We start from the raw sequence: 25,910 nt of genomic DNA, 5'->3' as shown, positions 1-25,910 counted from the left end.
CGCCGGGTAGCCTTCGGGCTGCCCGTTTTTTTCGTTGGTCGAGAGTCTTGGGCAACAAGCCTTCCGGGAGGCATGGGGGTTGGCTTATTTGTGGCAAAAATGGTGTAACAGGTGGCCCTATGTCGCTTGACCCCCTAAAATGTGGGCCGAGTCAAAACGACCCAAACATAGAAAAGTAAAGGAAGTCACCGTGAATCCGGTCAAAAAGACATTTCAGTACGGTCGCAGCACCGTCACCCTGGAAACCGGGCGCATCGCCCGCCAGGCCACTGGTGCCGTGATGGTTACCATGGACGACACTGTGGTGCTGTGCACCGTGGTGGCAAGGAAGGAGCCGAACCCTGCGCAATCCTTCTTCCCACTGTCCGTCCACTATCAGGAAAAGACCTACGCCGTCGGCAAGATTCCCGGTGGTTTCTTCAAGCGTGAAGGCCGTCCGACCGAGAAGGAAACCCTGACCTCGCGTCTGATCGACCGTCCGATCCGCCCGCTGTTCCCCAAGGGCTTCATGAACGAGGTGCAGGTGATCTGTACCGTGCTGTCCACCGATCGCAATCATGATCCGGACATTGCCGCGATGATCGGCACCTCCGCTGCGCTGACCATCTCCGGTGTGCCGTTCAGCGGTCCGATCGGTGCGGCGCGTGTGGCCTTCAACGAGGAGCGCGGCTATTTCCTCAACCCCACCGTTGAAGAGCTGCAGGGCTCCGAGCTGAACATGGTCGTTGCCGGTACCGAAAAGGCCGTGCTGATGGTCGAGTCCGAAGCTGATGAGCTGCTCGAGGACGAGATGCTGGGTGCGGTGCTGTATGGCCACCAGGAAATGCAGACTGCCATCAAGGCCATCAACGAGCTGGTCGCCGAAGCCGGCAAGCCGAAGTGGGATTGGCAGCCTGCGGTCGAGAACACCGCACTCAAGGAAGCGCTGGCCAGCGGTTTCGAGAGCAAGGTGGGTGAGGCCTATCGCATCACCGACAAGATGCAGCGTCAGGATGCCCTGTCCGCGCTCAAGGCCGAGGCCGTCGAGCAACTGGGCGGTGAGGAAGAAGGCAAGTTTGATGCCGCCGAAGTCGGTAGCGCCTTCGCCAGCCTCGAGAAGCGTGTCGTACGTTCACGCGTGGTCAAGGGTGAGCCGCGTATCGATGGCCGTGACCACAAGACGGTGCGTCCGCTCAACATCGAAGTTGGCGTGCTGCCCAAGGCACACGGCTCCGCGGTGTTTACCCGTGGTGAGACTCAGGCTGTGGTCGTTGCGACCCTCGGCACGCTACGCGATGCCCAGCTCATCGAGTCCCTCGAGGGTGAGCGCAAGGATCGCTTCCTGCTGCATTACAACTTCCCTCCCTACTCCGTGGGTGAGGCTGGCTTCATGGGTGGCCCCAAGCGTCGCGAGATCGGCCACGGCCGTCTGGCCCGCCGTGGTGTCCAGGCCATGCTGCCGGCAGAAGATGATTTCCCGTACACCATCCGTGTCGTGTCCGAGATCACCGAGTCCAACGGTTCCAGCTCCATGGCTTCCGTGTGTGGTTCCTCGCTGGCTTTGATGGACGCCGGTGTACCGCTCAAGGCGCCGGTTGCCGGTATCGCCATGGGTCTGGTCAAGGACGATGATGGTTTCGCCGTACTGACCGACATCCTCGGTGATGAGGATCACCTCGGCGACATGGACTTCAAGGTGGCCGGTTCCGCTGAAGGCGTGACCGCACTGCAGATGGACATCAAGATCGAGGGTATCGACGAGCAGATCATGGAAACGGCCCTGACTCAGGCCCATGAAGCCCGTCTGAATATCCTTCAGCAGATGAATGACGTGATTGCCGAGAGCCGTACCGAGCTGTCCGACAATGCGCCGTCCATGGCTACCATCAAGATCGACCCGGAAAAGATCCGTGACGTCATCGGCAAGGGTGGTGCGACCATTCGCAAGATCTGCGAAGACACCGGTGCCTCCATCGATCTGGACGACGATGGAACCGTGCGGATCTATGCCGACGACAAGCAGGCGGCGAAGAAGGCCATCGATACCGTGCTGGCGATCACCGCGGAAGCCGAGATCGGCAAGCTGTATAACGGCAAGGTCGTGCGCATCGCTGACTTTGGTGCTTTCGTCAACATCATGCCGGGTACCGACGGTCTGGTGCACATCTCGCAGATCGTGCCTGAGCGCGTCAACGACGTGCGTGATTTCCTCAATGAGGGTGACGAGGTGGTGGTCAAGGTGCTCGACATCGACAACCGTAACCGCGTCAAGCTGACCCTCAAGGAAATCACCGAAGAGGAAAAGGCCGCGTTTGCAGCCGAGGCGGCAGAAACCGAGATCTGATTCCCGGTATCAGCCCGCTCGTAACGCCCCCGTCGCCAACGCCACGGGGGCGTTTTTTCGTGGCCAACAGGGCACCGCAGTGCAATTTTCAGCAGTCAATCAGGAAGCATGATGACAGAAGGGACAAGGACCCAGACACGACAGATCACCGAGCGACGTGACTGGCTTGGCGTGGTTGCGGTCATGGTGGGAATCTTCCTGCTGGTGACCGCGGAGCAGTTGCCCATCGGCCTGCTGTCGCAGGTATCGACAGCGCTGAATGTCTCGCCGGGTATCGCCGGCTTGATGATTACTGTCCCCGGCGTTGTGGCCGCTTTTTCTGCCCCGTTGTTGCCGGTGGCGGTTGGCCGCCTGGACAGGCGCTGGATGTTGACGTCGTTGATGGCGTTGATGACAGTGGCAAGCCTGTTGGGAGCGTTGGCCGACAGCTTTGCCTTGTTGCTTGCCACCCGGGTGCTGGTGGGCGTGTGCATCGGTGGCTTCTGGGCCATTGCCGGAGGGCTGGCTTCGCGTCTTGTCGCCTTGCCTCAGGTTCCCAGAGCCATGGCGATCATCTTCAGTGGTGTTGCCGGGGCATCGGTGCTGGGGGTTCCTGCCGGGACCTGGCTGGGAGAGCAGACCGATTGGCGCATCGCCTTCATCGCCATGGCCATCGGTAGTGGCCTGGTGACGTTGGCGCTCTGGTGGTTGTTGCCACCGTTACCGGCCAGCCAGCCGGTACGCTTGAGTACCCTGTTCGGACAGTTCAGCAACCGTGGTGTGCGCGTCGGGGTCTACGTCACCAGCCTGATCGTGGTCGGGCATTTTGCCGCCTATACCTTCATCAGCCCGATTCTGCAGCAGATGGCCGGGGTGCCGCTAGCCAATGTCAGTACTCTGCTGCTGCTCTACGGCGGCGCTGGTCTGATGGGCAACTTTCTTGCCGGCACTGCTGCCGGGAGGAATCCGTGGCGCACGGTGCTGGTCATTCCCGTGGTGCTGGCCATTGCCACCTTGAGCTTTCCTGGCCTGGCCGGAGTCAGCCCGCTCGGCACACTGTTGCTGATGTTATGGGGAGCGGTCTTCGGCAGTATTTCAGTGAGCATGCAGACCTGGATTCTGCGCGCCGCTCCCAATGCCGAGGCGGCCACCGCACTGATGGCCTTCGTGTTCAACATGTCCATCGGCTTTGGCGCCATGGCCGGCGGGCAGGTGGTGGATGGCTTTGGCCTGAGTACGGTGCTTTACAGCTCCGGCGCACTGTTCGTGTTGGCTGCGCTTATTGTCCTGCGTACGCCGGCTACAGTACTCGCTTCACCCTCTGGGTCACGCTGAACACCAACTATGCTGATCTATTGACGTGTCAATCAAATGGATCATCCTGATCGATTTGATTGTCGCCCGTGCCACATTGGCGCAGATGCGTGGATCTGCTGGTGTGGCGCGGGCTCGCGTCGGCCTGATGGCCGACGGCGACACGTCCCTGTGCCGCTATTGACCCAACACAGGAGCTTGCCGGGTCAATAGCAGCTATCGACATTTGATGCGGAGGTGGCAGATGCAGTGGCGAGCCTTGAAGTACTTCGATACCGTGGCGCGCTGTCGCTCGCTGCGCCAGGCTGCCGCGCGCCTGCATGTGGCACCGACCGCTATCTCGCGGCAGATCGATCAACTGGAACATCAATTGGGAACACCATTGCTGGAGCGCACCCACGAAGGTGTGCGTCTGACGCCGGCCGGAGAGTTGCTCGCCGAGCAGGCCAGTCAGACATTGCGGGATCTCGAGCGGGTCGAGGCGCGTATCGCCGAGCTGCAGGGGCGCTGTACCGGGCGGGTGGCGATTCGGGTGTCCGAGGGGGTGGTGCCTCAGGTGCTGGCGCCGGCCTTGACGAGTCTGCAGGCCGAGTATCCTCAACTGGAGTTTGAGATCAGCATTGCCAGCGCTGGTGGCGTCATCGAGGCTCTGCGCAGTGGGGAAGCCGACATCGGCCTGGCTTACTTCCTGCCGCAGCGTGATGACGTGGTGCGATTGGCAACGGCAGAACTTGAGCACTACGCCGTCATGAAGCCCGATCATCCACTGGCCTGGGCAGCGCCATTGGCGTTGTCGGATGTTGCGGGTTATCCGCTGGCAGTACCCAATGATTCCTTTGGCCTGCGTCAGGCGCTGGACAGCGCCGTGAGGGACAAGGGGCTGCATATGCAGGTGGCCTTTACCACTCAGTCACTGGAAACCCAGAAGGCGCTGGCTAGAGAAGGGGCCGCCGTATTGCTGTTGCCGATGATGGCAGTTGCCCGGGAATGTGAAGCCGGACAGTTGGTGGCGGTGGCGCTCCACCCGGATGAGCTGGAGCAGACCCGTGTTGATCTCTGTGTCTATCGTCATCGCTCTCCCAGCCTGGCGGTCAGGACCTGTCTTGCGCGACTCGAGGAAGCTCTCGCCGCGCTCTCTCCCTGTTGAGCTGTCCCTCCCTGGTGAGTCGACCCTCTCTGTATAGATCGACTATGGCGCACACAATATGTGTTCACCATGGTCGAGCAATTGCATTGGCTGTATACGCTACCTGCTTCCAGGCTGGTCAGTGATGGCAGAGAAAGGAACAACGACAAGGAAAGGAACAACAACAATGCACGATGTCCTTGACTGGACTGCCGCGCAGCTCCTGAAGGCCTATGCGTCTCGGCAGCTATCACCGGCGGAGTATGCTGACTGTCTGATTACCCACGTTGAACGCCACGAGGGTCAGATCAACGCCCTCTATGACTATGACCCGGAGCGTTTTCTCGACGCGGCCAGAGACTCGACCGAGCGTTGGGCGCGGCAGGTACCCTGTGGCCCGCTGGATGGTGTTCCGGTCACCCTGAAGGAACTGATTGCCACCCGAGGCACACCTGTGCCTCATGGCACTCTTGCCGGAGAGCATCCACCGGCGGACGAGGACGCGCCGGCCACTGCACGGCTCAAGGAAGATGGGGCGCTGCTGCTGGCCAAGACCACCTGCCCGGATTACGGCATGTTATCTTCCGGCCGATCATCCTTCCACGGCCTGACCCGTAACCCCTGGAATCTCGACTACAATCCCGGGGGCTCCAGCTCGGGCGCTGGCGCCGCTGCGGCGGCAGGGTTCGGTACCCTGCACCTGGGCACCGATATCGGCGGTTCGATTCGCCTGCCTGCCGCCTGGTGCGGTGTGGTGGGGTTCAAGCCGAGCCTGGGACGTGTGCCGGTCGATCCCTATTACGTGGGACGCTGCGCCGGACCGATGACCCGTACAGTGGCGGATGCTGCGTTGATGATGAGCAGCATTGCGCGTACCGATCGGCGTGACGCCATGCGTCTGCCGCCCCAGCAGATCGACTGGGCGGATCTCGATATTGATGTGCGTGGTCTGCGCATTGGCGTCATGGCCGAGGCCGGTTGCGGTATGCCGGTGGATGAGCAGGTACAGCAGCGTCTTGCCGAGATGGTTCAACGGTTCGAGCAGGCCGGTGCCAGGATCGTTCCGGTGGCGCCGGTGCTGACGCGAGAGATGCTCGATGGCCTCAATGACTTCTGGCGGGCACGGCAGTGGAGTGCGCTGGCTGAGTTGACGGCTGAACAGCGCGAGCAGGTATTGCCGGAAATCCTTGCCTGGGCCGATGAAGGTCGTGGGCTGGATGCCACCCGAGTGGTGCGCGGCTTCGAGCAGACGCTGGCCATGCGTCGGACCACGGAAGCCGCACTCGAACCCCTGGATGCGTTGATCTCTCCGGTGTCGCCCAATATCGAGTTTTCTGCCGACTGGCCCTCGCCGAGCAATGATCCCTCGCGACCTTTCGAGCATATTGTCTTCACGGTTCCCTGGAACATGGGCGAGCAGCCGGCGATTGCGGTAAATGCGGGATTCAGCCGCGCCGGCATGCCGATCGGTATGCAGATCGTCACGCCGAAGTTCGAGGACCTGCGTGCCCTGCAACTGGCAGCAGCATTCGAGAAGTGGCAGGGCTCGCCGTCAAACTGGCCCTGCTCAGCCAGAGGTGTGCAGGGTCAGATCTGAGACAATACGCACAACGATATCGACACGATAATTGGTCTCCTCAATCGATTGGGTCGGAGGCAGGCAACTGTCTCTGACGGGATAAGGAAGCTCGCGATGCGTTCAACCTTCGTACGCCCTTCCAGCTGGAAAGGGTGGTTGGTGCTGGTGGCCTTCATCAGCGTGATAGTGGCGGGTATCTGGCCGGTGATCGGCTGGGTCAACCAGGCGGTGCTGGTGCTGGGGCTGCCGAAACTGCTGGTCTGGAGCTACCTGGTGCTGCTTTGCTGCAGCCTGGTGATGTGGCTGGGTAATGTTCTGATCGGAGCGGGCAATGATGACTAGTTCACTGCCGCTGTGGATCACCGTCGGCTATATCGCCATAGCCATGACCATCGGTCTTGCGGCCCGAGGCCGTCGGAGCATGAATTCCCTGGAGGAGTGGGGGGTGGCCGGACGCAGTATGGGGCCGGTGACGCTCTATCTGCTGATTGCTGCCGGTAGTGTCAGTGCCTATACCTTCATGGGCGCGCCGGGCTGGGCATGGGCCAAGGGCGTGCCGGTTCTCTATGTGGTGATCTATCTCGGTTATCTGGCGCTGGTGGCCTGGTACTTCGGGCCCAGGGTATGGGCTTTCGGTGCCAGGTTCGGTCACGTCACTCAGGCCAGCGCCATTGCTGATCGTTATCAGAGCCCGGCATTGGGGGCCCTGGCGGCGTTGGTCATGTCGGTGGGCTCGATTGCCTATGCGGTGCTTCAGACCGTGGGTTCGGCCTACATCCTGCTGGTGATGAGCGGCGGCGCCATTCCTGTCTGGGCTGGCGTGTTGCTGGTGCTCGGTGCCATCTCTGTCTATCTGTATGTCAGCGGGCAGCGCGCCATCGGCAGAACCAATGTGTTCCAGGGCATTCTGATGTTTGCCGTGGCATGGATCATTGGCCTGTGGGCCGCTCATGGTGCGACGGGAGAATGGGGCTTCGTCGAGGTCTTTCGCCAGGTACAGCAGAACAATCCTGAGTTCCTGACCTTGCCGGGAGGAGGAGGCGATATGAGCTTCGCCTTCTGGACCACTTCGATTATCGTCTCGATGCTGTCGTTCATGCCGCCAGTGTGGACCCAGTGGATGAGCGCCACCTCGGCTCGCACCATTCGTCTGAGTGCCACCGCATTGCCGACCTATTACCTGGTGATCCTACCGATGATCGTGGTTGGCTTCATCGGTATCTACTCACTGCCTGATCTGGAGCGTGCGGATACGGTGGTGCTGGAATACGCCATGGCAAATCTGCCGGTCGTACTGGTAGGGCTGCTGGGTGCCGGCACCCTTGCGGCGTCGATGTCATCTTCAGAACCCTTCATCCACTCGGTGGCACTGTCATGGAGCCGAGATGTCCTGCAGCCGGGCTTCAAGCTGTCCGACGAACGGGCCGGGCGTATGGCGCGTTGGCTGATCTTTCCGATCATGGCGTTCATCATTGCGCCGCTGGCGATTGCCGAGCCGGGCAACCTGGTGATGATTCTGCTGATTGGGCTTGGCTTTGCCTCCCAGGTGCTACCGGCCTTCATTGGCATGTTCTTCTGGCCTGGGGCGACCGCGAAGGGGGTGTTCGCCGGCATCGTGAGTGGCTTTGTGGTGACAGTGGCGCTGATCACCATCTGGCCACACCCGCTGGGTATTCATGGTGGGTTCTGGGGGCTGATGCTCAATCTGCCGGTATTCGTGATCGTGTCACGGCTCACTTCGCCGGCACCGGCCGAGGTTGTCGAGCGCTTCTTCCGTATTGCCGCTCCCTGGCACCACTCATTCAAGACCGATGAGGTCAGTGCTGTGGCTCGACCCGGACAGTGAGTAGCATCGCAGACCGCAGGCCCACTGGGCCCCGAAACACAAAGCCCGCGCCAATTGGCGCGGGCTTGCTTATGCTGAAGGCTAGTCTGTCTGGGCCCGGGATCAGCGCTCGATGGCCAGTGCGACGCCTTGACCGCCACCGATACACAGAGTCGCCAGTCCCTTCTTCGCATCGCGGCGAATCATCTCGTGTAGCAGAGTGATCAGGATGCGGCAGCCGGAAGCACCGATCGGGTGACCAAGGGCAATGGCACCACCATTGACGTTGATCTTGTCGGCATCCCAGCCGAGCTCCTTGTTGACTGCGAGCGCCTGGGCAGCAAAGGCTTCGTTGGCCTCGATCAGGTCGAGGTCATCGATGCTCCAGCCGGCCTTTTCCAGGCAGCGGCGAGTTGCCGGCGCCGGACCGATGCCCATGATCGATGGATCAACACCGGCATTGGCATAGGCCTTGATGCGGGCCAGCGGCTCGAGGCCCAGCTCTTTCGCCTTGTCGGCGGAGCAGAGCATGACCACCGCCGCACCGTCATTGAGCGAGGAGGCATTACCGGCAGTCACGGTACCGTCCTTCTTGAACGCCGGACGCATGGTGCCAAGCTTGTCAGCCGAGACCTCACGCGGGTTCTCGTCGGTATCGAAGACCACCGGATCACCCTTGCGCTGGGGGATCTCGATGGGCACGATCTGGCCCTTGAAGCGACCTTCCTTGATCGCTGCGGCGGCCTTCTGCTGGGAGCCAGCGGCGAAGGCGTCCATTTCCTCACGAGTGATGCTGTACTTCTCGGCGAGGTTCTCTGCGGTGATGCCCATGTGGTAGTTGTTGAAGGCATCCCACAAGCCATCGTGGACCATGGTATCGATGGCCTTCCAGTCGCCCATACGCTGGCCGTTGCGGGAGTTGGGCAGCACATGGGGAGACAGCGACATGTTCTCCTGACCACCGGCGATGATCAGATCAGCGTCGCCGAGACTGATGGCCTGAGCGCCAAGGTGCAGCGCCTTGAGGCCTGAGCCACACACCTTGTTGATGGTCATGGCGGGTACGGCATCCGGCAGCCCTGCCTTGATCGCTGCCTGACGTGCGGGGTTCTGGCCAGTACCTGCTGTGAGAACCTGACCCAGCAGAACTTCATCCACCTGCTCCGGAGCCACTCCGGTCTGGGCCAGTACATCCTTGATCACGGCGGCGCCAAGATCGCTGGCCGGGATGCCGGCGAGTGAGCCTCCGAAGGAACCTACGGCGGTACGGCGGGCGGCAACAATCACCACTTCTTGCATGGAGAGTCTCCTGAGAATTAGGGCCTGTCCCATCAGAATAGGGAGCCTTGTGCACTGCGGCAACCCCTCACAATATCGAGACGACAGGGGGTATAAGTATAGCGATCCAGATCAGTATCGAAGCGCAATTGACGAAAAGTGCATAGTTTCCTCAGGGTGCTGAATGCCTGGACGGGGCAGCACGACCCTGAGAATGTCTCTCAGACGGCAGTCACAGAGGACGGTCTTTCCGCGATCTGCCGAATGACGGTGACCAGCTCCCGGGCGTGAGTAATGCCAAGAGCGCCTTCAGGCGTGACTTCCTCGTCGGGGAAGTGGTTGAGATGGATCACCTTCATGCCGGCCTCGAGCCCTGCCTGGACACCGACGGCTGCATCGTCGATGACCACACAGCGTTCTGCGGGATATCCCATCGCCTCGGCAGCAGCCAGATAGAGACCGGGTTCTGGTTTCCATACCTGCAACTCGTAGGCACTGAACAGGTTGTCACCGAAGTGCTCGACGAGCCCGGTAGCCTGCATGGCACAGCGAATCTTGGCCAGCGGACCATTGGAGACAACCGCTCTGGGGAATGACCCGAGTGCCGCCAGTGCCTCAGGCATTCCGTCAATCGGCAGTAGCTCGGCGATCATGCGCTGCTCCATGCGTTGGCGCATCCGCGCTTCCAACTCGCTGCGTCGGGCATCATCCAGCGGGGCGAAGCGTTGCTCGATGGTCATGACGATATCGAGGAAGCGTACGCCCCGGAACTCCTCCATGTACTGACGGGCGGAGAACGGCAAGGCGAATTCCGGAAGAGTCTCGCCCATGACCTCGGCAAGCAGGATTTCGCTATCGACCAGAGTGCCGTCGGAATCGAACAGCAGGCAGAGCGGCGCTGGGGAGTCTGACATGATCACCTCGGTTATTCAGTGGCAGTGCATGACGCTGAGCGGTTCGCTCAGCGCTCGAGTGCGTCGACGTTGACGGCACTCAATGCCGGTTGGCCGTCCAGTGCCAGACGGATATTGTCGACCGCGCGCTGTGCCATGGCGGTGCGCGTTTCATGGGTTGCAGAGCCGATATGTGGCAGGGCGACGACATTGGACATGCGGGCCAGTGGCGAGTCGGCGGGCAGTGGCTCGGTCTCGAATACATCGAGGCCTGCTGCATGCAGAGTACCGTCGTCCAGTGCCTGGATCATCGCCGCCTCGTCGACCACCTTGCCACGTGCCACATTGACGAAGATGGCACCGGGCTTCATGCGTGCGAACTGTGCGGCACCTATCAACTTCTCGGTCTGCTCCGTGAGCGGCACGGTGACACAGACGATGTCGGCCTGCTCCAGCAGGGCATCCAGCTCCAGTCGTTGCGCTCCCAGAGACTTCTCCAGCTCTGGTTTGGAAGAGGCCATGCTGTAGAGAACGTTCATGTTGAAGCCCAGTGCGCCACGTCTGGCGATGGCGGCACCAATCCGGCCCATGCCGACCATGCCCAGCGTCTTGCCATGAATATCGGAGCCGAACCACTCCTTGCCGATATTCTGGGTCCAGCGTCCCTGGCGGACCATTTCCGCCAGCTCGATGGCACGTCTTGCGGTGCTCATGATCAGCAGAAAACCGGTATCGGCGGTGGTCTCGGTGAGTACATCCGGAGTGTTGCACAGCAGGATGCCGCGACGGGTCAGTTCATCCACCGGGTAGTTGTCGTAGCCGACGGAAATGCTGGCGATGGCCTCCAGGTTCGGAGCCTTGTCGAGGACCTCCGGCGTTACCTTGAGACTGGCACCCACGAGGCCGTGAACTTGAGGGAGTATCTCCATGGCTTCGGGGGCATCGAAGCTGGTGAGGTGCGGAAGATAATCCACCTCGAATTCGGCGCGCAATGATGCGAGCTGTGTGTCATTGATCTCACGGAACACCAGAATACGTTTTGTCATGATGGTTCTCGCTGCCTGATGGTGGCTGAAAGCCGAGCAGAGGCAAGGACCAGGAGTGTCCCGAGAATTCCATGTTGCCTGGTCAGGGGAGGGCTGCTCAGCGGGTTTTAATCATACATATGACAATGATCTTCTATCACATCTGCCGCACGCATCACATCGACAGCCCGGTTTCAAACCGTGTGGTTTCGAGTTGTTGCAGCCGCTCGCGGTGAGGCAGTCCTTCCATATCGCCGAGCACCTGGACCTGTTCGGCGCCGATCAGGTTGGCACGCTTGAGGGCCTGACGCGGATCGAGTCCGTCGAGCATGGCACTGACGAAGCCGACAGCGAAGCCATCGCCGGCACCGACGGTGTCGATCACTTCGCTGACGGGCACACCCGCAACGGTGAAACTCTCATCATGGCCGGTCAGGGTGCCCCGGTAATAGCTACCTTCCGGTCCGAGCTTGATTACCACCGCCTCGGCACCCTGGTCGAGATAGAAGCCGGCAATATCATGGGCATTGTCGCGACCGGTCAGCAGCTGTCCTTCACTGAGGCCCGGCAGCACCCAGTTGGCATGGGCTGCCATGGCATTGAGCGTGGTGCGCATCTCGCTCTCACTGGACCAGAGCGTCGGGCGCAGATTGGGGTCGAAGGACACGGAAGCACCGTGCTCGCGAGCCCGCTGGATCAACTGCTGGGACAGCTCACGACAACTGGCTGAGACCGCCGGTGGGATGCCGGTGGCATGCAGGTGGCGCAAGGCCGAGAAGTCGACTTCGCCAGCATCTTCGGGCGACAGCTGGCTGGCGGCGCTGTTGCGGCGCATGTACTCCACACGGGGATCGGCGCCGCCTGCGGCCCGTTCCTTGAACAGCAGGCCGGTGGGGTGCTCGCTATCGGTGCTCAGGAAACGGCAGTCGAGCCCTTCTGCAACAAGTCTGGCACGCAGGTACTGGCCGGCGCTGTCGTTGCCGACACGGCTCAACCAGCCGACGCGAAAGCCGAGTCGGGACAGGCCAATGGCAACATTGGTGTCGGCACCGGCGATATCGCGGGAGAAGTGTTCGACCTCAGCCAGGTCGCCACTCGAGGTGGCAACGAACATGGCCATGGCTTCGCCGAAGGAAAGAATTTCAGGCGCTGAGGATGAGGCGGTCATGTGAGCTGTCTCGTAGTGAAATCAATGGGAAGCGGGCGGCTGGGTGGAGCCGCGCTGGATCAGTTGTGGAGCGAAGGCGCGATACTGTCTGTCGGCACTCCGATCGTGTTGGCGAGTGCGCAGGCAGTCGATGGCTGCCTGACCAATAGCATCGGTCGGTTGTGCCAGGGTGGTGATGCCGGGCTCGGTCAGCCCACACCAGTCCAGCTCATCAATACCGATCAGACCGATCTCGCCACTGCGCAGGTCGAGTGCTCGCATCCTGTGTGCCACGGCCAGAGTCACCTGGCCGTTGGCACACAGGATGGCTGGACGTGCATGAGAGACGACGGGAGCAAGGGCGCGAAGCCGCTGGTCCAGCGCCTGCTGATCGTGCAACTCGGTACAGAGGATGGTGGCGTCAAGCCCCTGTCCTGCGCAGCGGGACTCGAAACGTGCCAGTCGTGCCTGGCGGGAGCTGGCCTGGGCAGGAGGCTCGGTGATATAGAGCAGGCGTGAATAGCCCTGAGCAACGAGATGGTCAATGGCCATGTCGATGGCGGCGGTATTGTCGAGGCCGACTTCATCCACCTGGACATCGGCAAGGCTGCGATCCAGCAGCACCACCGGTGTTCCGCTGGTGACAAACTGACGCAAGGCATCGCTGTGGCACCCAGCGGCGTTGACGACCAGTCCTTCGATACGCCACGACGACATCATGGCCAGTTGCTGGCGTTCCTGATCCGGGTCGTTGTCGCTGTTGCAGACCATCAACGATAGACCGGCTTGGCGACAGGCCTGCTCGAGCCCGTGCATGATCGCCACCGAGAATGGGTTGCGGATATCCGCCACCAGCATGCCGACCAGGCCAGACGGTCCTCCCTTGAGGCTGCGAGCGAGGGGGTTGGGGTGATAGCCGACCTGCTCGGCAGCCGCGCTGATGCGTTCCTGCATAGTGGCGGACAGGCGCTCACGCTCACCACTGTAGTAGCGCGACACACTGGTCTTGGAGACGCCGGCAAGGTGGGCGACTTCAAGGATGGTGGCGGGTCTGGAAGCTGCGGTCATCAGCGATGGTCCGTTTGCGTAGGTATCCTGGGGGTCTTGAAACTTGAGTGCTTTGAAACCCGGATAGCCTGAAACCTGAATACTCTGAGATTCGTCATGGGAACGTTCCCATTTCGAGATTCATGATAGGAGTCGAGGCATTTCGAGGCAAGTGGGACCAAGGTCCAGGTCAGCTCATCATCGAAGCGGGTTATGCCTGTAGGTACGTCGGGGGAGGGGCTATTGGGGAAATGGCTGGCTCAACGGAGGGGGGTGTTCCTGAGTCGCGGTTACCCCGACATGAAAGCATGCCGGAGTGACAAGTCAGCTATGACGTTCAGGCGTGTGAGACGCGCAGAGCACCCTGGTGCTGGCGCTGGATACTGGAGATCACGGTGGGCAACTGGAACATGCTGGTGATCATGATGGCACCTTCCGGCGTTTCCTCGGCGTCAGGGAAGCGGTTGAGGTGAATCACGGTCATGCCGGCGGCCAGGGCGGCATGTACACCGACGATGGCGTCGTCGATGGCGATGCAGTCCTCGGCGGCAAACCCCATGATACTGGCGGCATGCAGATACAGGCAGGGATCCGGCTTCCAGCAGTTGGCGGTATAGCCACTGAAGATACGGTTGCCGAAGACTTCCGTAAGGCCAACGGTATTCAGCGAGGTACTGACCTTGTTCTCGGGGCCGTTGGAGACGACGCCCATGGGATAATCGGTCAGTGCTGCCAGCGCTTCTGTTGCCCCGACAATGGGCGTCAGGTCGGTGGCGAGGCGGCGGTTGAGGTTGGCGCGCATCGCCGCTTCGAGTGTCTCGAGGTGATCGGGGTCTACACGACCGTGCTGAGCTTCGAGAGTGGCCACGATGTTGCGAAAGCGAGCACCACGAAAATCGCCCATGTAATCTTCTGCCCGGAACGGCAGGCCCGCCGCCGTCAAACTCGCTGCCATCTCGGCAGCCAGCAGGGGTTCACTATCGACGAGTGTTCCGTCGCAATCGAAGAGCAGGCAGGTCGGGCGAGTCATGGTGAAACCTCGCAGGGGTTTCCAGTGGAGTTATCGAACAGTGTTGCATATTTATCTGGACTCTGCCCAATGTTCACGTGCGAAAGCCACATTTTTTGAACAGTGTTTTCCAATTGTGCATTGTCTGCACTGAAATAGTGCAAAAGCGCGCTATCAGTGGGCTGAGTACGATATGGCCAGTTTATCATTGTCATGTTCGTTTTTTGACAGGGAACCCGCCAACTCCCCCTGGTAGCATTGCGGCCAGGCCAGGGGCAGAACCCGAGCAGAAACAGTAATGCGCGCCGTTCCCGTTGGGCTGGCCTATAGCCGAAGCTGTATTTTGCTGTCGGGAGTTGACGTCGCGCCTTACAGTAATGGATGGAGCGACCCTAGTTCATCAGGTAACCACTATTGCGATTCGTGAGGTCGAGCACCGGGGATAGTCATGTCGCCGGGAGTAGAGTGCCGAGGCAGTGGCGACAGATGATCGTCTGCGGCGGGCTGTTGGCGATACTGCTGAGCGGCTGCGCAGCTCCGTCGGCCTGGCAGTCGCCACCGAGTCGGGCAGCAACGACTTGCCTGGCAGACATGGCACGCTTCGACAAGGCCGTTGCCGGGGCCGACGTCACGGACGCAGGAAATGCCCGTATCGAAGGTTTCCCCTGGCTACGCACCAATCGTCTGCTGGCGAGCTTCAGCGAGGAGTTGCGCGATGATTTTCGGTCGCCTGCCTATGTTGACTGGTTGAGGCATATGCGGGCGTTGGACGCCGAGGCGCGGGATATAGAGGCGGCCAATCTTCCTGTGGCAGAGCATCGGACACTTTCTCGTCTGCTGGATGCCGAGGATCCAGCGGAGGCGGTCAATACCTGTGCGGCGACCTTGTCCGAGGAGCTGTTGCTGGGCGTTGATGATGCTGCGGCGCGGACGGCGTTGCGAGAGCGTGTCGAGGTTCCGGATCATTACCTCACCGCCTGGCGGGTGATGGGAGTCTACCCGTTGGCCCGTCTGGCGATCGCCGCTGGTTATGAGGGCTGGAAACGTGACTACCTCGAGGATTTCGGCCAGCCGGCCGCAGATGCCACAGCCACGACCTGGTATACCCCGGACTCTCGCCATGATGGCTGGCGTGCTGATAGAGCTGCCCAGTGGCTGCGGGATGCTCCGCGCAGCGCGTTGGGGCTGCTGGAGATCGATCACGATGAGTTGCTGCAGCTGGCGGCTCTGTATGCGCCCTGGCTGGCCATAGGCACCCGAAATCACGATGATCTTCTCGGCTCACCTCAGTGGAACGCCGGGCCCGATGGACCACTGTTGTCGGTAGATACCAACCGGCCGACCGCTGATGTGCGCCTTGCCCATACGCGCTATCAGGGCCAGGTGTTGCCGCAACTGGTCTACACACTATGGTTTCCGGCACGTACCCGCAGTGGGGCGACCGATATTCTCGGTGGGCGCCTGGATGGCCTGGTGTGGCGGGTCACGCTGGGGCCGGATGGCCGCCCGCTGATCTACGACAGCATCCATCCCTGTGGTTGCTACCACCTGTTTTTCCCGGTACCGCCGCTGCAGCGGGTCGAAGTGGCTGATGATCACTCGCTGCGCGAAGCACCACTGTCGCCTGCGCAGGCGCCTGTGCTCGAGGCAGGACAACGCTTGAGCCTGCATGTGGCCGCGACCAGCCACTTTCTGCGGGACCTCGGTACGGAAGACGCCATGCCGGACAATGCCGTTCCCTACCGGCTACGGCTGGTGAGTGAGCCGCCGGATTATGGGCGCCGATCACTGGTGTTACCCGAGGGTGGGCGTCGCAGTCTCTACGGGAGCGATGGTCTGGTGCCCGATACCGAACGCCTCGAGCGTTTCCTGTTGTGGCCTTCAGGCATACGCAGCCCGGGGGCCATGCGTCAGTGGGGTACTCATGCCACGGTATTCGTCGGGCGGCGGCATTTCGATGATCCCTTCCTCTTCGAAGAAGCCTTTGTTCTCCCGTAATATTAACCCGGCATGCTTTCATGTTGGGTTAATAGCGGCACAGGGACGTGCCGCCGTCGGCCATCAGGCCGACGCGAGACCGCACCACACCAGCAGATCCGCGCATCTGCGCCAGTGGGGTGCGGACGACAATCAAATCGATCAGGATGAGCTATGTGATTGCCATGTTAATAGGTGAATGCCTGTCCAGCGGGCTCCGCAGATCAGGTGGTGCCAGTCGGTGTGCCAGTCCCGGTCTTGCGATGGCTGGCCTTGAAGCGCGCCTTCTTCTGACGATTTCCGCATGTGTTCATGTCACACCATTTTCGGGTGCGACTTTGACTGGTATCGAAGAAGGCGGCCTGGCAGGTTGGTGATGCACACAAGGCCAGTTTTCCGTCTCGTTCGCCAGCGATGATGCTGATCGCATCGGCAGCGATCACGCTCAGCGCATCTTCTACGCAGGATTCCGACCCAAGTCGCCATTGGCGATTTCCCTCCGGAGTCAGGGTCGCCGCGGCTCGTCCCTGAATGCTGCAGTCATTGATGATCTGAATAGCAGATGGAGGGAGAGTGTCCTGCAGCGCGGTCGCTGTCGCGACGGCGTGAATGGATTCCCTCAGTTCCCGAGCGAATTCGAGTTGGGCGGTAGTGCAGGAGTCCACGGCCAGGCCGTTCACTGCCAGCCAATCGACGAGTCGCTGAGGCGTCGGAATGCGCTCGACAGCGTTGCCATGACGCTCCGTCAGCGTCGCAGTGAAGCTGGTCGCCAGCACATTACCGAGACGGAAGTCAGGGAACTGATCTCGCATGGAATCACCTTGGTATGTCAACGGCAGTGTAAAGACAGATCGATGTGATCGAATTCTGCACCGCCGCGACATTAGCAGATTGCACGTGGACATCAAGACATGTTAGAACCGTCTTAGCCGGTTCCGTAAAGATCCGAACTGGTTTCACGATGACCAGCAAGGAGGTCTCATGCCCACACACTGGTTCGTCACCGACGCTGCGGCCGCCACGGATGATGCTGTTGGCACCGCGGCAGCTCACCCTGGCGGAGGTACCTCATGAACCGTCCAGCTAGCGACGTGCAAGCCTTTGAAGCCCACGCAACTGACGCTGATCTTGATGATCTGCGCACGCGATTGACGGCGGCCAGGCTACCGGAGGCCGAGACGGTCTATCGCGCCGTGTCCGACCCTCACCGATGGGAACAGGGTGTTCCTCTCGCCGATCTCATCGATGTCGTGAACTACTGGCGCACTGAGTATGATTGGCGGTCATTCGAGGAGCGTCTTGACCATATCGGCCAGTTCCGCACGACCATTGATGGCCTCGGAATTCATTTCCTCCACCGCCGATCCCCACGCACAGATGCCACTCCTGTGATCCTGACCCACGGCTGGCCAGGCAGCATTGCCGAGTTCACCGATATCATGGACGAGCTCGCAGATCCGAAAGATGCAGACAGACCAGCGTTCCACGTCGTCGCTCCATCGCTACCGGGTTTTGGTTACAGCGACAAGCCGACCACCACCGGGTGGGGAGTCGGGAAGATTGCGGCGGCATGGGTGGAACTGATGGCAAGGCTTGGCTACAGCAAGTTCGTAGCCCACGGCGGCGACTGGGGAGGTGTGATCACCACGGTCCTCGGCGGTAGGTTCCCGGAGCAGGTTCTCGGCATTCACACAACGCTGGCGCAACCACCACCCGGGTTGACGATGGGCGGGCTGACGGTGGCCGAGCGCGGATGGGCCGAGGAAACCCGCGATTTCTGGTATCACCGCTCGGCATACGCGAAGCAACAAGCCACCCGACCGCAGACCATCGGCTACTCGCTCGTCGACTCACCCGTCGGCCTTCTTGCCTGGGTTCTCGACAAGTTCGCTGAGTGGACCGATACCGAAGACAGTCCGTTCGAGACGATTTCCCGAGACAGGATTCTTGACAACGTCACTCTCTATTGGCTGACGCGGACTGGTGCATCGTCGGCCCGCATCTACTACGAAAGCCACGGCGGTGTTAACGCGCTTGACCCCGAGCTTCGGGTTGATGTCCCGTCTGCAATCAGTATCTATCCCCGTGACATCGAAAAGTGTCCTCGCCCCTGGGCACAGGAGCGGTACCGACAGATCGTCCGATGGAGGTCGCCTGAAGCCGGCGGGCACTTCCCGTCACTGGAGGTTCCCGAGTATTTCGTCAAGGACCTGCAGCAGGGACTGGCGGCGGTGTTGGCTGCCAATCGGTGAGAGCGGTTGAGTGCTGGACTCGGAGTTCATCCGGAGATTCGAGCAGCGAGCCAAAGAGAAACCCCCGGAACGGCGAGGCATTCCGGGGGTTCGATGGCGCTGCTGGCGGAGCTTACTTGACCTTGGGGGCCAGCTCGCCGCGAGCATAACGCTCGAACATACCTTCCAGGTTGATCGGCTTGATCCGGCTGGCATTACCGGCAGTACCGAAGGCCTCGTAACGCGCTACGCAGACATCCTTCATCGCCTGGGTAGTGAGCTTCAGATACTTGCGCGGGTCGAACTCGGCCGGGTTCTCGGCGAGGAAGCGACGCACGGCACCAGTGGACGCCAGGCGCAGGTCGGTGTCGATGTTGACCTTGCGAACACCGTGCTTGATACCCTCGACGATCTCCTCGACCGGTACACCATAGGTCTCCGGGATGGCACCGCCGAACTCATTGATCACCGCCAGCCACTCCTGGGGCACGCTGGAAGAGCCATGCATGACCAGGTGAGTGTCGGGGATGCGCGCATGGATTTCCTTGATGCGCTGGATCGACAGGGTGTCGCCGGTGGGCGGACGAGTGAACTTGTAGGCGCCGTGGCTGGTGCCGATGGCAATCGCCAGGGCATCGACCTGGGTGGCCTTGACGAATTCGGCAGCTTCTTCCGGGTCGGTCAGCAACTGGTCCTGGTCCAGTTTGCCTTCCGCGCCGATGCCGTCTTCCTCGCCGGCCATACCGGTCTCGAGGCTGCCGAGGCAGCCCAGCTCGCCTTCCACCGAGACACCACAGGCATGAGCCATCTCGACGGTACGGCGAGTGACATCGACGTTGTAGTCGTAGTCGGTGGGCGTCTTGCCGTCTTCGCCCAGTGAGCCATCCATCATCACCGAGGAGAATCCGAGCTGGATGGAGCGCTGGCAGACCGCCGGGCTGGTGCCGTGATCCTGATGCATGACCACCGGGATATGCGGGAATTCCTCGACAGCAGCAAGGATCAGGTGACGCAGGAAGGGCGCACCGGCGTACTTGCGGGCGCCGGCCGAGGCCTGCAGGATCACCGGCGAGTCGGTAGCGTCCGCAGCCTCCATGATGGCGCGAACCTGCTCGAGGTTGTTGACGTTGAAGGCTGGAACGCCGTAGCCGTATTCGGCGGCGTGGTCCAGCAATTGGCGCATGCTGACGAGTGCCATGAAGATTACCTTGTCTGGATTGAGCTGGGTTGTATTTGACTGGTGATATCGAGTTTGTGCTGAGCGCGACTGTCGGTGACGAGTCGCGCTCCGGACAGTCTTATTCTGCAGCGGCTTCGAGAGCCGCCACCGCAGGCAGCGTCTTGCCTTCGACGTATTCGAGGAAGGCACCGCCGCCGGTAGAGATATAGGAGACCTGATCAGCGATCGCGTACTTGTCGATGGCTGCCAGAGTGTCGCCGCCGCCGGCGATGGAGAAACCATTGCTGTCGGCGATGGCGCGTGACAGTGCTTCGGTGCCGCCACCGAACTGGTCGATCTCGAACACGCCCACCGGGCCGTTCCACAGAATGGTACCGGCATTGTTGAGCATGTCGCCGAGGCGGGCGGCGGTCTCCGGTCCGATATCGAGAATCATCTCGTCATCGGCCACCTGGTCGACGGCCTTGACCACGGCTTCGGCGGACTCGGAGAATTCGGTGGCCACCACCACATCGGTGGGCAGCGGAATTTCTACCTTGTCCATCAGGGTTCTGGCCTTGTCGATCAGGTCGGCTTCATACAATGACTTACCGACGTTGTGGCCTGCAGCGGCGATAAAGGTGTTGGCGATGCCTCCGCCGACGATCAACTGGTCGCACTTTTCCGACAGGGCGTTGAGGACTTCCAGCTTGGTCGATACCTTGGAACCACCGACGATGGCCGCCATGGGGCGCTTCGGGTTGGCCAAGGCCTTCTGCAGAGCCTCGAGTTCGGCGGCCAACAGCGGGCCAGCACAGGCCGTTGGTGCGAAACGTGCCACGCCATGGGTAGAAGACTGGGCACGATGCGCGGTACCGAAGGCATCCATCACATAGATGTCGCAGAGCTGGGCGTAACGGCGTGACAGTGCCTCGTCATCCTTCTTCTCACCGACATTGAAGCGTACGTTCTCGAGCAGCACGACCTCGCCGTCTTCAAGCTCGGGGGCGTTGTCCAGATAGTCGGTCACCAGGCGTACCGGAGCATCCAGCAGGTCGCTCAGCCAGGCGGCCACCGGTGCCAGAGAGAACTCATCCGCTGGCTCGCCTTCGGTGGGGCGACCGAGGTGGCTCATCAGCATCACCTGGGCACCGGCATCGCGGGCCGCCTTGATGGTCGGCAGGCTGGCGCGAAGACGTGCATCGCTGGTGACCTGGCCGTGCTTGACGGGCACGTTGAGATCCTCGCGGATCAGTACGCGCTGTCCCTTGAGATCGAGATCGGTCATCTTGCGAACATTCATGGTCGGCAGGTCCCTGTGTCTGTCAAACTCGTTGGAAAATTCGGTTGGCCTGGGTTCCAGCAATCTCAGGTATCCAGCGATGCCATGCGGCGAGCCACATCCAGCATGCGGTTGGCAAAGCCCCACTCGTTGTCGAACCAGCACAGCAATTTGATCAAGCGGCCGCCGGCCACTCGAGTCTGAGTGGCGTCTACGATACCGGAGCGCGGATCATGGTTGAAGTCGATGGACGCCATGGGCTCTTCTGTGTAGCCGAGCAGGTTGGCCAGTCGCGTCTGGCTGGCTTCGCGAAGCAGGCGGTTGACCTCGGCGGCATCGGTATCGCGCTTGACGCAGATCGACAGGTCCATGGCTGAGACGTTGATGGTCGGCACGCGCACATGCAGGCACTGGAAGCGCTCGGCGAGGTGTGGCATCAGGCGGTTGATACCGCGGGCCAGGTTGGTGTCCACCGGCACGATGGACTGCAGCGCTGAACGTGTCAGGCGCAGGTCCGTCTGGTGATAGGCATCGATGACCGGCTGATCATTCATCGCCGAGTGAATGGTAGTGGTCACCCCATGCTCGATGCCCAGCGCCTCGTCGAGCACCGTGAGTACCGGGATCAGGCAGTTGGTGGTGCAGGATGCCGCCGAGACGATGCGTGCCTCACGACCGAGACTGGCGTCATTGATGCCGGTGACGATGGTGGCATCGACGTCGCTCTCGGCGGGCTGCGAGAACAGCAGGCGACGCGCCCCCGATGTCAGATGACGCTCGGCGGTGGCTCGATCCTTGAAGCTGCCGGAGCACTCCAGCACCAGATCGATCTTCAACTCCTGCCAGGGAAGGGCATCGGGATCCGCTTCCGAAAGCACCCGAATCGGCCTCTGGTTGATGATCAGTTGACCATCGGCACTACTCACCTCCCCCGGAAAACGCCCATGGGTGGTGTCGTAACGGGTCAGGTAGGTAATGGTATCCAGTCCCGAGAGTTCGTTGATCGCCACGACCTCGAGCTCAGGGTCATTGCGCTCGATCAGAGCACGCAATACACACTGGCCGATACGCCCATAACCGTTGATGGCGACACGTTGTGGCATGCAGAACTTTCTCCAGGACACGCTCGTTCGAGGGATGAATACAGGCGCTGAATTCTATCTCAACTCGGCTGTAACGTCGCCCTGTCGACGTATTTCGGCTATAGCGCGTGTGTCTGGGGGAAGCGACAATGGACAGGGGCTCATGCTGCAAGATGCCATGCCAGTGGGAGCATCAAGGCGGTCAGCACTCCGGTCAGCGTCATCCCCAGTGAGGCGAAGGCGCCGGCGGTGGGGCCGATCTCGAAGGCGCGTACCGTACCGATGGCGTGACCATTCACCCCCAGCGCCAGTCCCAGTAGCCGTTCATCCTCGATATGCATCCAGCGTCCCAACAGTGTGACGAAAGTAGTAGCGGCAACACCAGTGATCAACAGGCTACCCATGAGGATCGGAATCGAACCTCCCAGCGTCGAGGTGATACCCATGGCGATGGGGGCGGTCACCGACTTGGGCGCCAGGGAGGCGAGCAGCAGCGGTGGTGCGCCCAACGCCCAGGCAATGGCAATGGCGTAGAAGGCAGCCAGCGCAGAAGCGACCGGCAGGCATACCAGCAGCGGGCGCCACAGGGCGCGGACATGATGCATCTGCTGATACAGCGGTACGGCCAGTGCCACTGTGGCCGGCCCCAACAGCAGCATCAGCCAGTCGGCGCCGCGCTGATAGGCGGGCCAGGGAATTCGCAGTAGCCACAGCAACAGGGCAACCAGCAGGGCAGCGATCAGCACCGGTGGGCACCAGCCGGGACTGCCGAGACGCTGGAAGAGTCGCAGGCCTGCCAGGTAGGCGCCGATGGATAATGCAATCGACAGCAATGGGTGTTGAAGCCAATCGGCCATGGCCTGGCTCATGAGTCCTCTCCCCGAGGCGAGGCGGGTAGCAGGCGACGCATCAGCCACAGAGTACTAGCAACACTCAGCAGGGTGCCGAGGGTCAGCGACATCATCACGGCCAGCCAGTGCGTGCCTATCTGATCAAGCACCTGAAAGACACCAACGACGCCAGGCATGATCAACATGGCCAGCATCATGATCAGCGGTTGTGAAGCCTTGGCAATGGTGCCATGCACGCGGCCACGGGCGATGAAATACAGTGTCAGTAGCATCAGGCCGACGACACCGGGGGAAAGGGGCAGGTGACCAAGCTCCACGGCGAGGTTACCCGCCAGCCAGAAGGCCGTTAGCCACAGGAATCCGTGCAGCAACTGCATGTGGTTGTCCTTGATGAATGTTTCCGTCGAGCGCCAGGCTGACTGAACATTATGCCGCATTGCGGAGTCAAGATGGCCAGTGGCTCTATCCTGCAGGATGTCATCCGCTATCCTGTGAGAACCATTTGCAAAGCCATTCAGGTTACTGTGTAACCCGTCGGAACCATAGGGAGATAGAGGATGAGTGATATCGCCAGTTGGCTGGGAAGCGAGGCCGAGGATCTGTTGACCCACGAATGCCGGGGCGTGCCGAAGGATCAACTGCATCTGCCCGGTGCCGACTTCGTCGACCGTGTGATGATGGATTCCGACCGTTCTCCAGCGGTGCTGCGCAGCATGCAATCGATGTTCAACCATGGCCGCCTGGGTGGGACCGGCTATCTGAGTATCCTGCCGGTGGACCAGGGAATCGAACACTCTGCCGGGGCTTCCTTCGCACCCAACCCCATCTACTTCGATCCGGCCAATATCTGCGAGCTGGCCGTTGAAGGTGGCTGTAACGCTGTGGCCTCTACCCTGGGCGTGCTGGCATCCGTCTCTCGTCGCTATGCACACCGCATTCCGATGATGCTCAAGATCAACCATAACGAGAGCCTGACCTACCCGGCGATGTACGATCAGACGCTGTTTGCCGAGGTCGATCAGGCCTTCGACATGGGCTGTGTCGCTGTGGGGGCCACCATCTATTTCGGCTCACCGGACTGCCGCCGTCAGATCATGGAAATCAGCGCGGCCTTCGAGCGTGCCCACGAGCTGGGCATGGTCACGGTACTCTGGGCTTATCTGCGCAACCCGGCCTTCAAGCACGAAGGCACCGATTATCATGTGGCCTCGGATCTGACCAGTCAGGCGGTGCATCTCGCTGCAACGCTCAAGGCGGATATCGTCAAGCAGAAGCTGCCGGAGAACAACGATGGTTATCGCACCATCGGCTTTGGGCACACCCACGACAAGGTCTACTCTGAGCTGACCAGCGATCACCCGATTGATCTGGCGCGCTATCAGGTGGCCAATGCCTATATGGGGCGTGCCGGGTTGATCAACTCCGGGGGCGCATCCAGTGGTGAGGGGGATCTTGTCCAGGCGGTGCGCACCGCGGTCATCAACAAGCGTGCCGGCGGCATGGGACTGATTTCTGGTCGCAAGGCCTTCCAGAAGCCGATGCGCGATGGCGTGGCACTACTCAATGCCATTCAGGACGTCTATCTGGCGCCGGATGTCAGTATTGCCTGATCGGCACTGACAGGGGGGCATGCCCCGGAAAACAACAGGGCCATGGCGAGTGATCGCCGTGGCCCTGCTTTTTTGATGGAGGCGACGTCATGAAGCCGGTTGTATGGGCTTCTGTAAACGTCTGGCGTTGATCAGCCCAGCAGGGCTGCAGCCTTTTCCACCACATTGTCGGCGGTGAAGCCGAAGTGCTTGAACAGGTCGCCGGCCGGGGCAGACTCACCGAAGGTGCTCATGCCGACCACGTCACCGTCGAGGCCGACGTATTTGGTCCAGTAGTCGCGATGACCGGCTTCGATGGCCAGGCGAGCGCGCACCGCACGCGGCAGCACCGATTCACGGTAGTCGGCATCCTGCTGGTCGAACACATCGGTGGACGGCATCGACACGACGCGCACCTGCTTGCCCTGTTCCTCCAGCTTTGCAGCGGCCTCCATCGCCAGACCGACCTCGGAACCAGTGGCGATCAGGATCAGGTCCGGCGTGCCTTCACTGTTTTCAAGGACACGGTCCTTGAGAACACCGCCCTTGAGAACACTGTCCTTGAGTACGTAGCCACCACGCTGGATATCGGCCACCTGGGCCTTGCTGCGGCTCTGGTGGGGCAGTCCCTGACGCGACAGGACCAGCGCGGTCGGGCCGCCGGCGCGCTTGATCGCATATCCCCAGGCGGCAGCGGTCTCGACCGCATCCGCCGGACGCCAGGTGCTGAGGTTGGGAGTGGTGCGCAGGCTGGTCAGCTGCTCGATGGGCTGGTGGGTGGGGCCGTCCTCGCCCAGACCGATGGAGTCGTGGGTGAACACGTACACCGCCTGCTGGCCCATCAGCGACGCCATGCGTACCGCGTTGCGCATGTATTCCATGAAGATCAGGAAGGTCGCGCCATAGGGCACGAAGCCGCCATGCAGGGCGATGCCGTTCATGATCGCCGCCATGCCGAACTCGCGCACCCCGTAGTGCAGATAGTTGCCGTCACTGGTCTCGGGAGTGATGGCTTTGGCGCCGCTCCAGAAGGTCAGATTGGACGGGGCCAGGTCGGCGCTGCCGCCGAGCAGTTCCGGCAGTTGCGGGCCCAACTCGTTGAGGCAGTTGAGCGAGGCCTTGCGGGAGGCGATGGATTCGCCCTTTTCCTGAGCGGCCTCGACCAGCGATTCGGTGTTGAGCTCGCAGGGGAGA

The 25,910-nt window shown here is 61.2% G+C and carries 24 protein-coding genes; 11 read left to right on the top strand and 13 right to left on the bottom strand.

Annotated features, from left to right (window positions below):
* Nucleotides 1–190: 190 nt before the first annotated feature.
* The 7 genes from pnp (at nt 191) to BUE38_RS17755 (ending at nt 8,167) form a co-directional block, all read left to right on the top strand.
* Nucleotides 191–2,323 carry a polyribonucleotide nucleotidyltransferase gene (gene pnp / locus BUE38_RS17780; RefSeq protein ID WP_073436585.1) on the top strand — a complete coding sequence of 711 codons (2,133 nt, stop codon included), beginning with the start codon at nt 191–193 and terminating at the stop codon, nt 2,321–2,323.
* A 111-nt stretch (nt 2,324–2,434) separates the two neighbouring features.
* On the top strand, nt 2,435–3,637 hold the full coding sequence (locus tag BUE38_RS17775) for an MFS transporter (RefSeq protein WP_073436584.1): 1,203 nt from the start codon (nt 2,435–2,437) through the stop codon (nt 3,635–3,637).
* A gap of 25 nt (nt 3,638–3,662) precedes the next feature.
* A complete protein-coding gene (locus tag BUE38_RS23015) occupies nt 3,663–3,800 on the top strand; it encodes a hypothetical protein (RefSeq protein WP_159438908.1) in 138 nt (45 codons plus the stop codon).
* 60 nt (nt 3,801–3,860) lie between these two features.
* Nucleotides 3,861–4,763 carry a LysR family transcriptional regulator gene (locus BUE38_RS17770; RefSeq protein ID WP_143166382.1) on the top strand — a complete coding sequence of 301 codons (903 nt, stop codon included), beginning with the start codon at nt 3,861–3,863 and terminating at the stop codon, nt 4,761–4,763.
* Nucleotides 4,764–4,929: 166 nt separating this feature from the next.
* Nucleotides 4,930–6,339, top strand: coding sequence for an amidase (locus tag BUE38_RS17765; protein ID WP_073436582.1), 1,410 nt, complete (start codon nt 4,930–4,932; stop codon nt 6,337–6,339).
* 96 nt (nt 6,340–6,435) lie between these two features.
* Nucleotides 6,436–6,663, top strand: a complete 228-nt coding sequence (locus BUE38_RS17760) for a hypothetical protein (protein ID WP_073436581.1) — start codon at nt 6,436–6,438, stop codon at nt 6,661–6,663.
* Entirely contained in the window at nt 6,656–8,167 is a 1,512-nt protein-coding gene (locus BUE38_RS17755) for a sodium:solute symporter family protein (RefSeq protein ID WP_073436713.1), read from the top strand. The genes BUE38_RS17760 and BUE38_RS17755 overlap by 8 nt, the downstream gene beginning before the upstream one ends.
* Nucleotides 8,168–8,269: 102 nt before the next feature.
* On the opposite strand, the gene BUE38_RS17750 is transcribed toward BUE38_RS17755, so the two are convergent.
* The 6 genes from BUE38_RS17750 to BUE38_RS17725 form a co-directional block, all read right to left on the bottom strand.
* Nucleotides 8,270–9,445, bottom strand: coding sequence for an acetyl-CoA C-acetyltransferase (locus BUE38_RS17750; protein WP_073436580.1), 1,176 nt, complete (start codon nt 9,443–9,445; stop codon nt 8,270–8,272).
* Nucleotides 9,446–9,645: 200 nt separating this feature from the next.
* Complete coding sequence (locus BUE38_RS17745) at nt 9,646–10,338, bottom strand: HAD-IA family hydrolase (RefSeq protein ID WP_073436712.1); 693 nt, start codon at nt 10,336–10,338, stop codon at nt 9,646–9,648.
* A gap of 47 nt (nt 10,339–10,385) precedes the next feature.
* A complete protein-coding gene (locus tag BUE38_RS17740; protein WP_073436579.1) occupies nt 10,386–11,363 on the bottom strand; it encodes a 2-hydroxyacid dehydrogenase in 978 nt (325 codons plus the stop codon).
* Nucleotides 11,364–11,517: 154 nt separating this feature from the next.
* The gene (locus tag BUE38_RS17735) at nt 11,518–12,510 is read right to left on the bottom strand and encodes a sugar kinase (protein WP_073436578.1); all 993 of its coding nucleotides are present in this window, start codon (nt 12,508–12,510) and stop codon (nt 11,518–11,520) included.
* Between the two features lie 21 nt (nt 12,511–12,531).
* On the bottom strand, nt 12,532–13,557 hold the full coding sequence (locus tag BUE38_RS17730; RefSeq protein ID WP_073436577.1) for a LacI family DNA-binding transcriptional regulator: 1,026 nt from the start codon (nt 13,555–13,557) through the stop codon (nt 12,532–12,534).
* Nucleotides 13,558–13,873: 316 nt separating this feature from the next.
* Nucleotides 13,874–14,566, bottom strand: coding sequence for an HAD-IA family hydrolase (locus tag BUE38_RS17725; protein ID WP_073436576.1), 693 nt, complete (start codon nt 14,564–14,566; stop codon nt 13,874–13,876).
* 444 nt (nt 14,567–15,010) lie between these two features.
* Between BUE38_RS17725 and BUE38_RS17720 the strand changes: the two genes are divergently transcribed.
* Both BUE38_RS17720 and BUE38_RS22700 read left to right on the top strand, forming a co-directional pair.
* Nucleotides 15,011–16,543: a hypothetical protein gene (locus tag BUE38_RS17720; RefSeq protein WP_143166381.1), complete on the top strand. Its 1,533-nt coding sequence runs from the start codon at nt 15,011–15,013 to the stop codon at nt 16,541–16,543.
* On the top strand, nt 16,530–16,721 hold the full coding sequence (locus BUE38_RS22700; protein WP_143166380.1) for a hypothetical protein: 192 nt from the start codon (nt 16,530–16,532) through the stop codon (nt 16,719–16,721). The genes BUE38_RS17720 and BUE38_RS22700 overlap by 14 nt, the downstream gene beginning before the upstream one ends.
* 25 nt (nt 16,722–16,746) lie before the next feature.
* On the opposite strand, the gene BUE38_RS17715 is transcribed toward BUE38_RS22700, so the two are convergent.
* On the bottom strand, nt 16,747–17,334 hold the full coding sequence (locus BUE38_RS17715) for a CGNR zinc finger domain-containing protein (RefSeq protein WP_073436574.1): 588 nt from the start codon (nt 17,332–17,334) through the stop codon (nt 16,747–16,749).
* A gap of 258 nt (nt 17,335–17,592) precedes the next feature.
* Between BUE38_RS17715 and BUE38_RS17710 the strand changes: the two genes are divergently transcribed.
* Nucleotides 17,593–18,774, top strand: a complete 1,182-nt coding sequence (locus BUE38_RS17710; protein WP_073436573.1) for an epoxide hydrolase family protein — start codon at nt 17,593–17,595, stop codon at nt 18,772–18,774.
* A gap of 112 nt (nt 18,775–18,886) precedes the next feature.
* Here the strand turns inward: BUE38_RS17710 and fba are convergent, their stop codons facing one another.
* The 5 genes from fba to BUE38_RS17685 form a co-directional block, all read right to left on the bottom strand.
* Complete coding sequence (gene fba, locus BUE38_RS17705; RefSeq protein ID WP_073436572.1) at nt 18,887–19,951, bottom strand: class II fructose-bisphosphate aldolase; 1,065 nt, start codon at nt 19,949–19,951, stop codon at nt 18,887–18,889.
* Between the two features lie 100 nt (nt 19,952–20,051).
* On the bottom strand, nt 20,052–21,215 hold the full coding sequence (locus BUE38_RS17700; protein ID WP_073436711.1) for a phosphoglycerate kinase: 1,164 nt from the start codon (nt 21,213–21,215) through the stop codon (nt 20,052–20,054).
* A gap of 65 nt (nt 21,216–21,280) precedes the next feature.
* Nucleotides 21,281–22,297 (bottom strand): type I glyceraldehyde-3-phosphate dehydrogenase, encoded by a 1,017-nt coding sequence (locus BUE38_RS17695; protein WP_073436571.1) that lies wholly within the window; start codon nt 22,295–22,297, stop codon nt 21,281–21,283.
* A gap of 140 nt (nt 22,298–22,437) precedes the next feature.
* Complete coding sequence (locus BUE38_RS17690) at nt 22,438–23,145, bottom strand: LrgB family protein (protein WP_073436570.1); 708 nt, start codon at nt 23,143–23,145, stop codon at nt 22,438–22,440.
* Nucleotides 23,142–23,504: a CidA/LrgA family protein gene (locus BUE38_RS17685; protein ID WP_073436710.1), complete on the bottom strand. Its 363-nt coding sequence runs from the start codon at nt 23,502–23,504 to the stop codon at nt 23,142–23,144. The genes BUE38_RS17690 and BUE38_RS17685 overlap by 4 nt, the downstream gene beginning before the upstream one ends.
* A gap of 180 nt (nt 23,505–23,684) precedes the next feature.
* Here BUE38_RS17685 and BUE38_RS17680 point away from each other — a divergent pair, with 180 nt between their 5' ends.
* Entirely contained in the window at nt 23,685–24,737 is a 1,053-nt protein-coding gene (locus tag BUE38_RS17680) for a class I fructose-bisphosphate aldolase (protein WP_073436569.1), read from the top strand.
* Nucleotides 24,738–24,868: 131 nt separating this feature from the next.
* Here the strand turns inward: BUE38_RS17680 and BUE38_RS17675 are convergent.
* Nucleotides 24,869–25,910, bottom strand: a 1,042-nt coding sequence (locus tag BUE38_RS17675) for a transketolase-like TK C-terminal-containing protein (RefSeq protein WP_327077523.1), incomplete at its 5' end; no start/stop codon positions are given.

The organism is Halomonas cupida, assembly GCF_900142755.1.
In the GTDB taxonomy this organism is placed as follows: Bacteria; Pseudomonadota; Gammaproteobacteria; order Pseudomonadales; family Halomonadaceae; genus Halomonas; species Halomonas cupida.
This window is presented reverse-complemented; position numbering and strand designations above follow the sequence as displayed.

What these genes read in the sequence shown, in the direction of transcription:
- BUE38_RS17700 (WP_073436711.1), bottom strand. Translation starts at nt 21,215, where the DNA reads ATGAATGTTCGCAAGATGACCGATCTCGATCTCAAGGGACAGCGCGTA.
- BUE38_RS17730 (WP_073436577.1), bottom strand. Translation starts at nt 13,557, where the DNA reads ATGACCGCAGCTTCCAGACCCGCCACCATCCTTGAAGTCGCCCACCTT.
- BUE38_RS17725 (WP_073436576.1), bottom strand. Translation starts at nt 14,566, where the DNA reads ATGACTCGCCCGACCTGCCTGCTCTTCGATTGCGACGGAACACTCGTC.
- BUE38_RS17750 (WP_073436580.1), bottom strand. Translation starts at nt 9,445, where the DNA reads ATGCAAGAAGTGGTGATTGTTGCCGCCCGCCGTACCGCCGTAGGTTCC.
- BUE38_RS17695 (WP_073436571.1), bottom strand. Translation starts at nt 22,297, where the DNA reads ATGCCACAACGTGTCGCCATCAACGGTTATGGGCGTATCGGCCAGTGT.
- BUE38_RS17760 (WP_073436581.1), top strand. Translation starts at nt 6,436, where the DNA reads ATGCGTTCAACCTTCGTACGCCCTTCCAGCTGGAAAGGGTGGTTGGTG.
- BUE38_RS17765 (WP_073436582.1), top strand. Translation starts at nt 4,930, where the DNA reads ATGCACGATGTCCTTGACTGGACTGCCGCGCAGCTCCTGAAGGCCTAT.
- fba (WP_073436572.1), bottom strand. Translation starts at nt 19,951, where the DNA reads ATGGCACTCGTCAGCATGCGCCAATTGCTGGACCACGCCGCCGAATAC.
- BUE38_RS17775 (WP_073436584.1), top strand. Translation starts at nt 2,435, where the DNA reads ATGACAGAAGGGACAAGGACCCAGACACGACAGATCACCGAGCGACGT.
- BUE38_RS17770 (WP_143166382.1), top strand. Translation starts at nt 3,861, where the DNA reads ATGCAGTGGCGAGCCTTGAAGTACTTCGATACCGTGGCGCGCTGTCGC.
- BUE38_RS17740 (WP_073436579.1), bottom strand. Translation starts at nt 11,363, where the DNA reads ATGACAAAACGTATTCTGGTGTTCCGTGAGATCAATGACACACAGCTC.
- BUE38_RS17685 (WP_073436710.1), bottom strand. Translation starts at nt 23,504, where the DNA reads ATGCAGTTGCTGCACGGATTCCTGTGGCTAACGGCCTTCTGGCTGGCG.
- BUE38_RS17690 (WP_073436570.1), bottom strand. Translation starts at nt 23,145, where the DNA reads ATGAGCCAGGCCATGGCCGATTGGCTTCAACACCCATTGCTGTCGATT.
- BUE38_RS17680 (WP_073436569.1), top strand. Translation starts at nt 23,685, where the DNA reads ATGAGTGATATCGCCAGTTGGCTGGGAAGCGAGGCCGAGGATCTGTTG.
- BUE38_RS17745 (WP_073436712.1), bottom strand. Translation starts at nt 10,338, where the DNA reads ATGTCAGACTCCCCAGCGCCGCTCTGCCTGCTGTTCGATTCCGACGGC.
- BUE38_RS17735 (WP_073436578.1), bottom strand. Translation starts at nt 12,510, where the DNA reads ATGACCGCCTCATCCTCAGCGCCTGAAATTCTTTCCTTCGGCGAAGCC.
- BUE38_RS17755 (WP_073436713.1), top strand. Translation starts at nt 6,656, where the DNA reads ATGACTAGTTCACTGCCGCTGTGGATCACCGTCGGCTATATCGCCATA.
- BUE38_RS17715 (WP_073436574.1), bottom strand. Translation starts at nt 17,334, where the DNA reads ATGCGAGATCAGTTCCCTGACTTCCGTCTCGGTAATGTGCTGGCGACC.
- BUE38_RS17710 (WP_073436573.1), top strand. Translation starts at nt 17,593, where the DNA reads ATGAACCGTCCAGCTAGCGACGTGCAAGCCTTTGAAGCCCACGCAACT.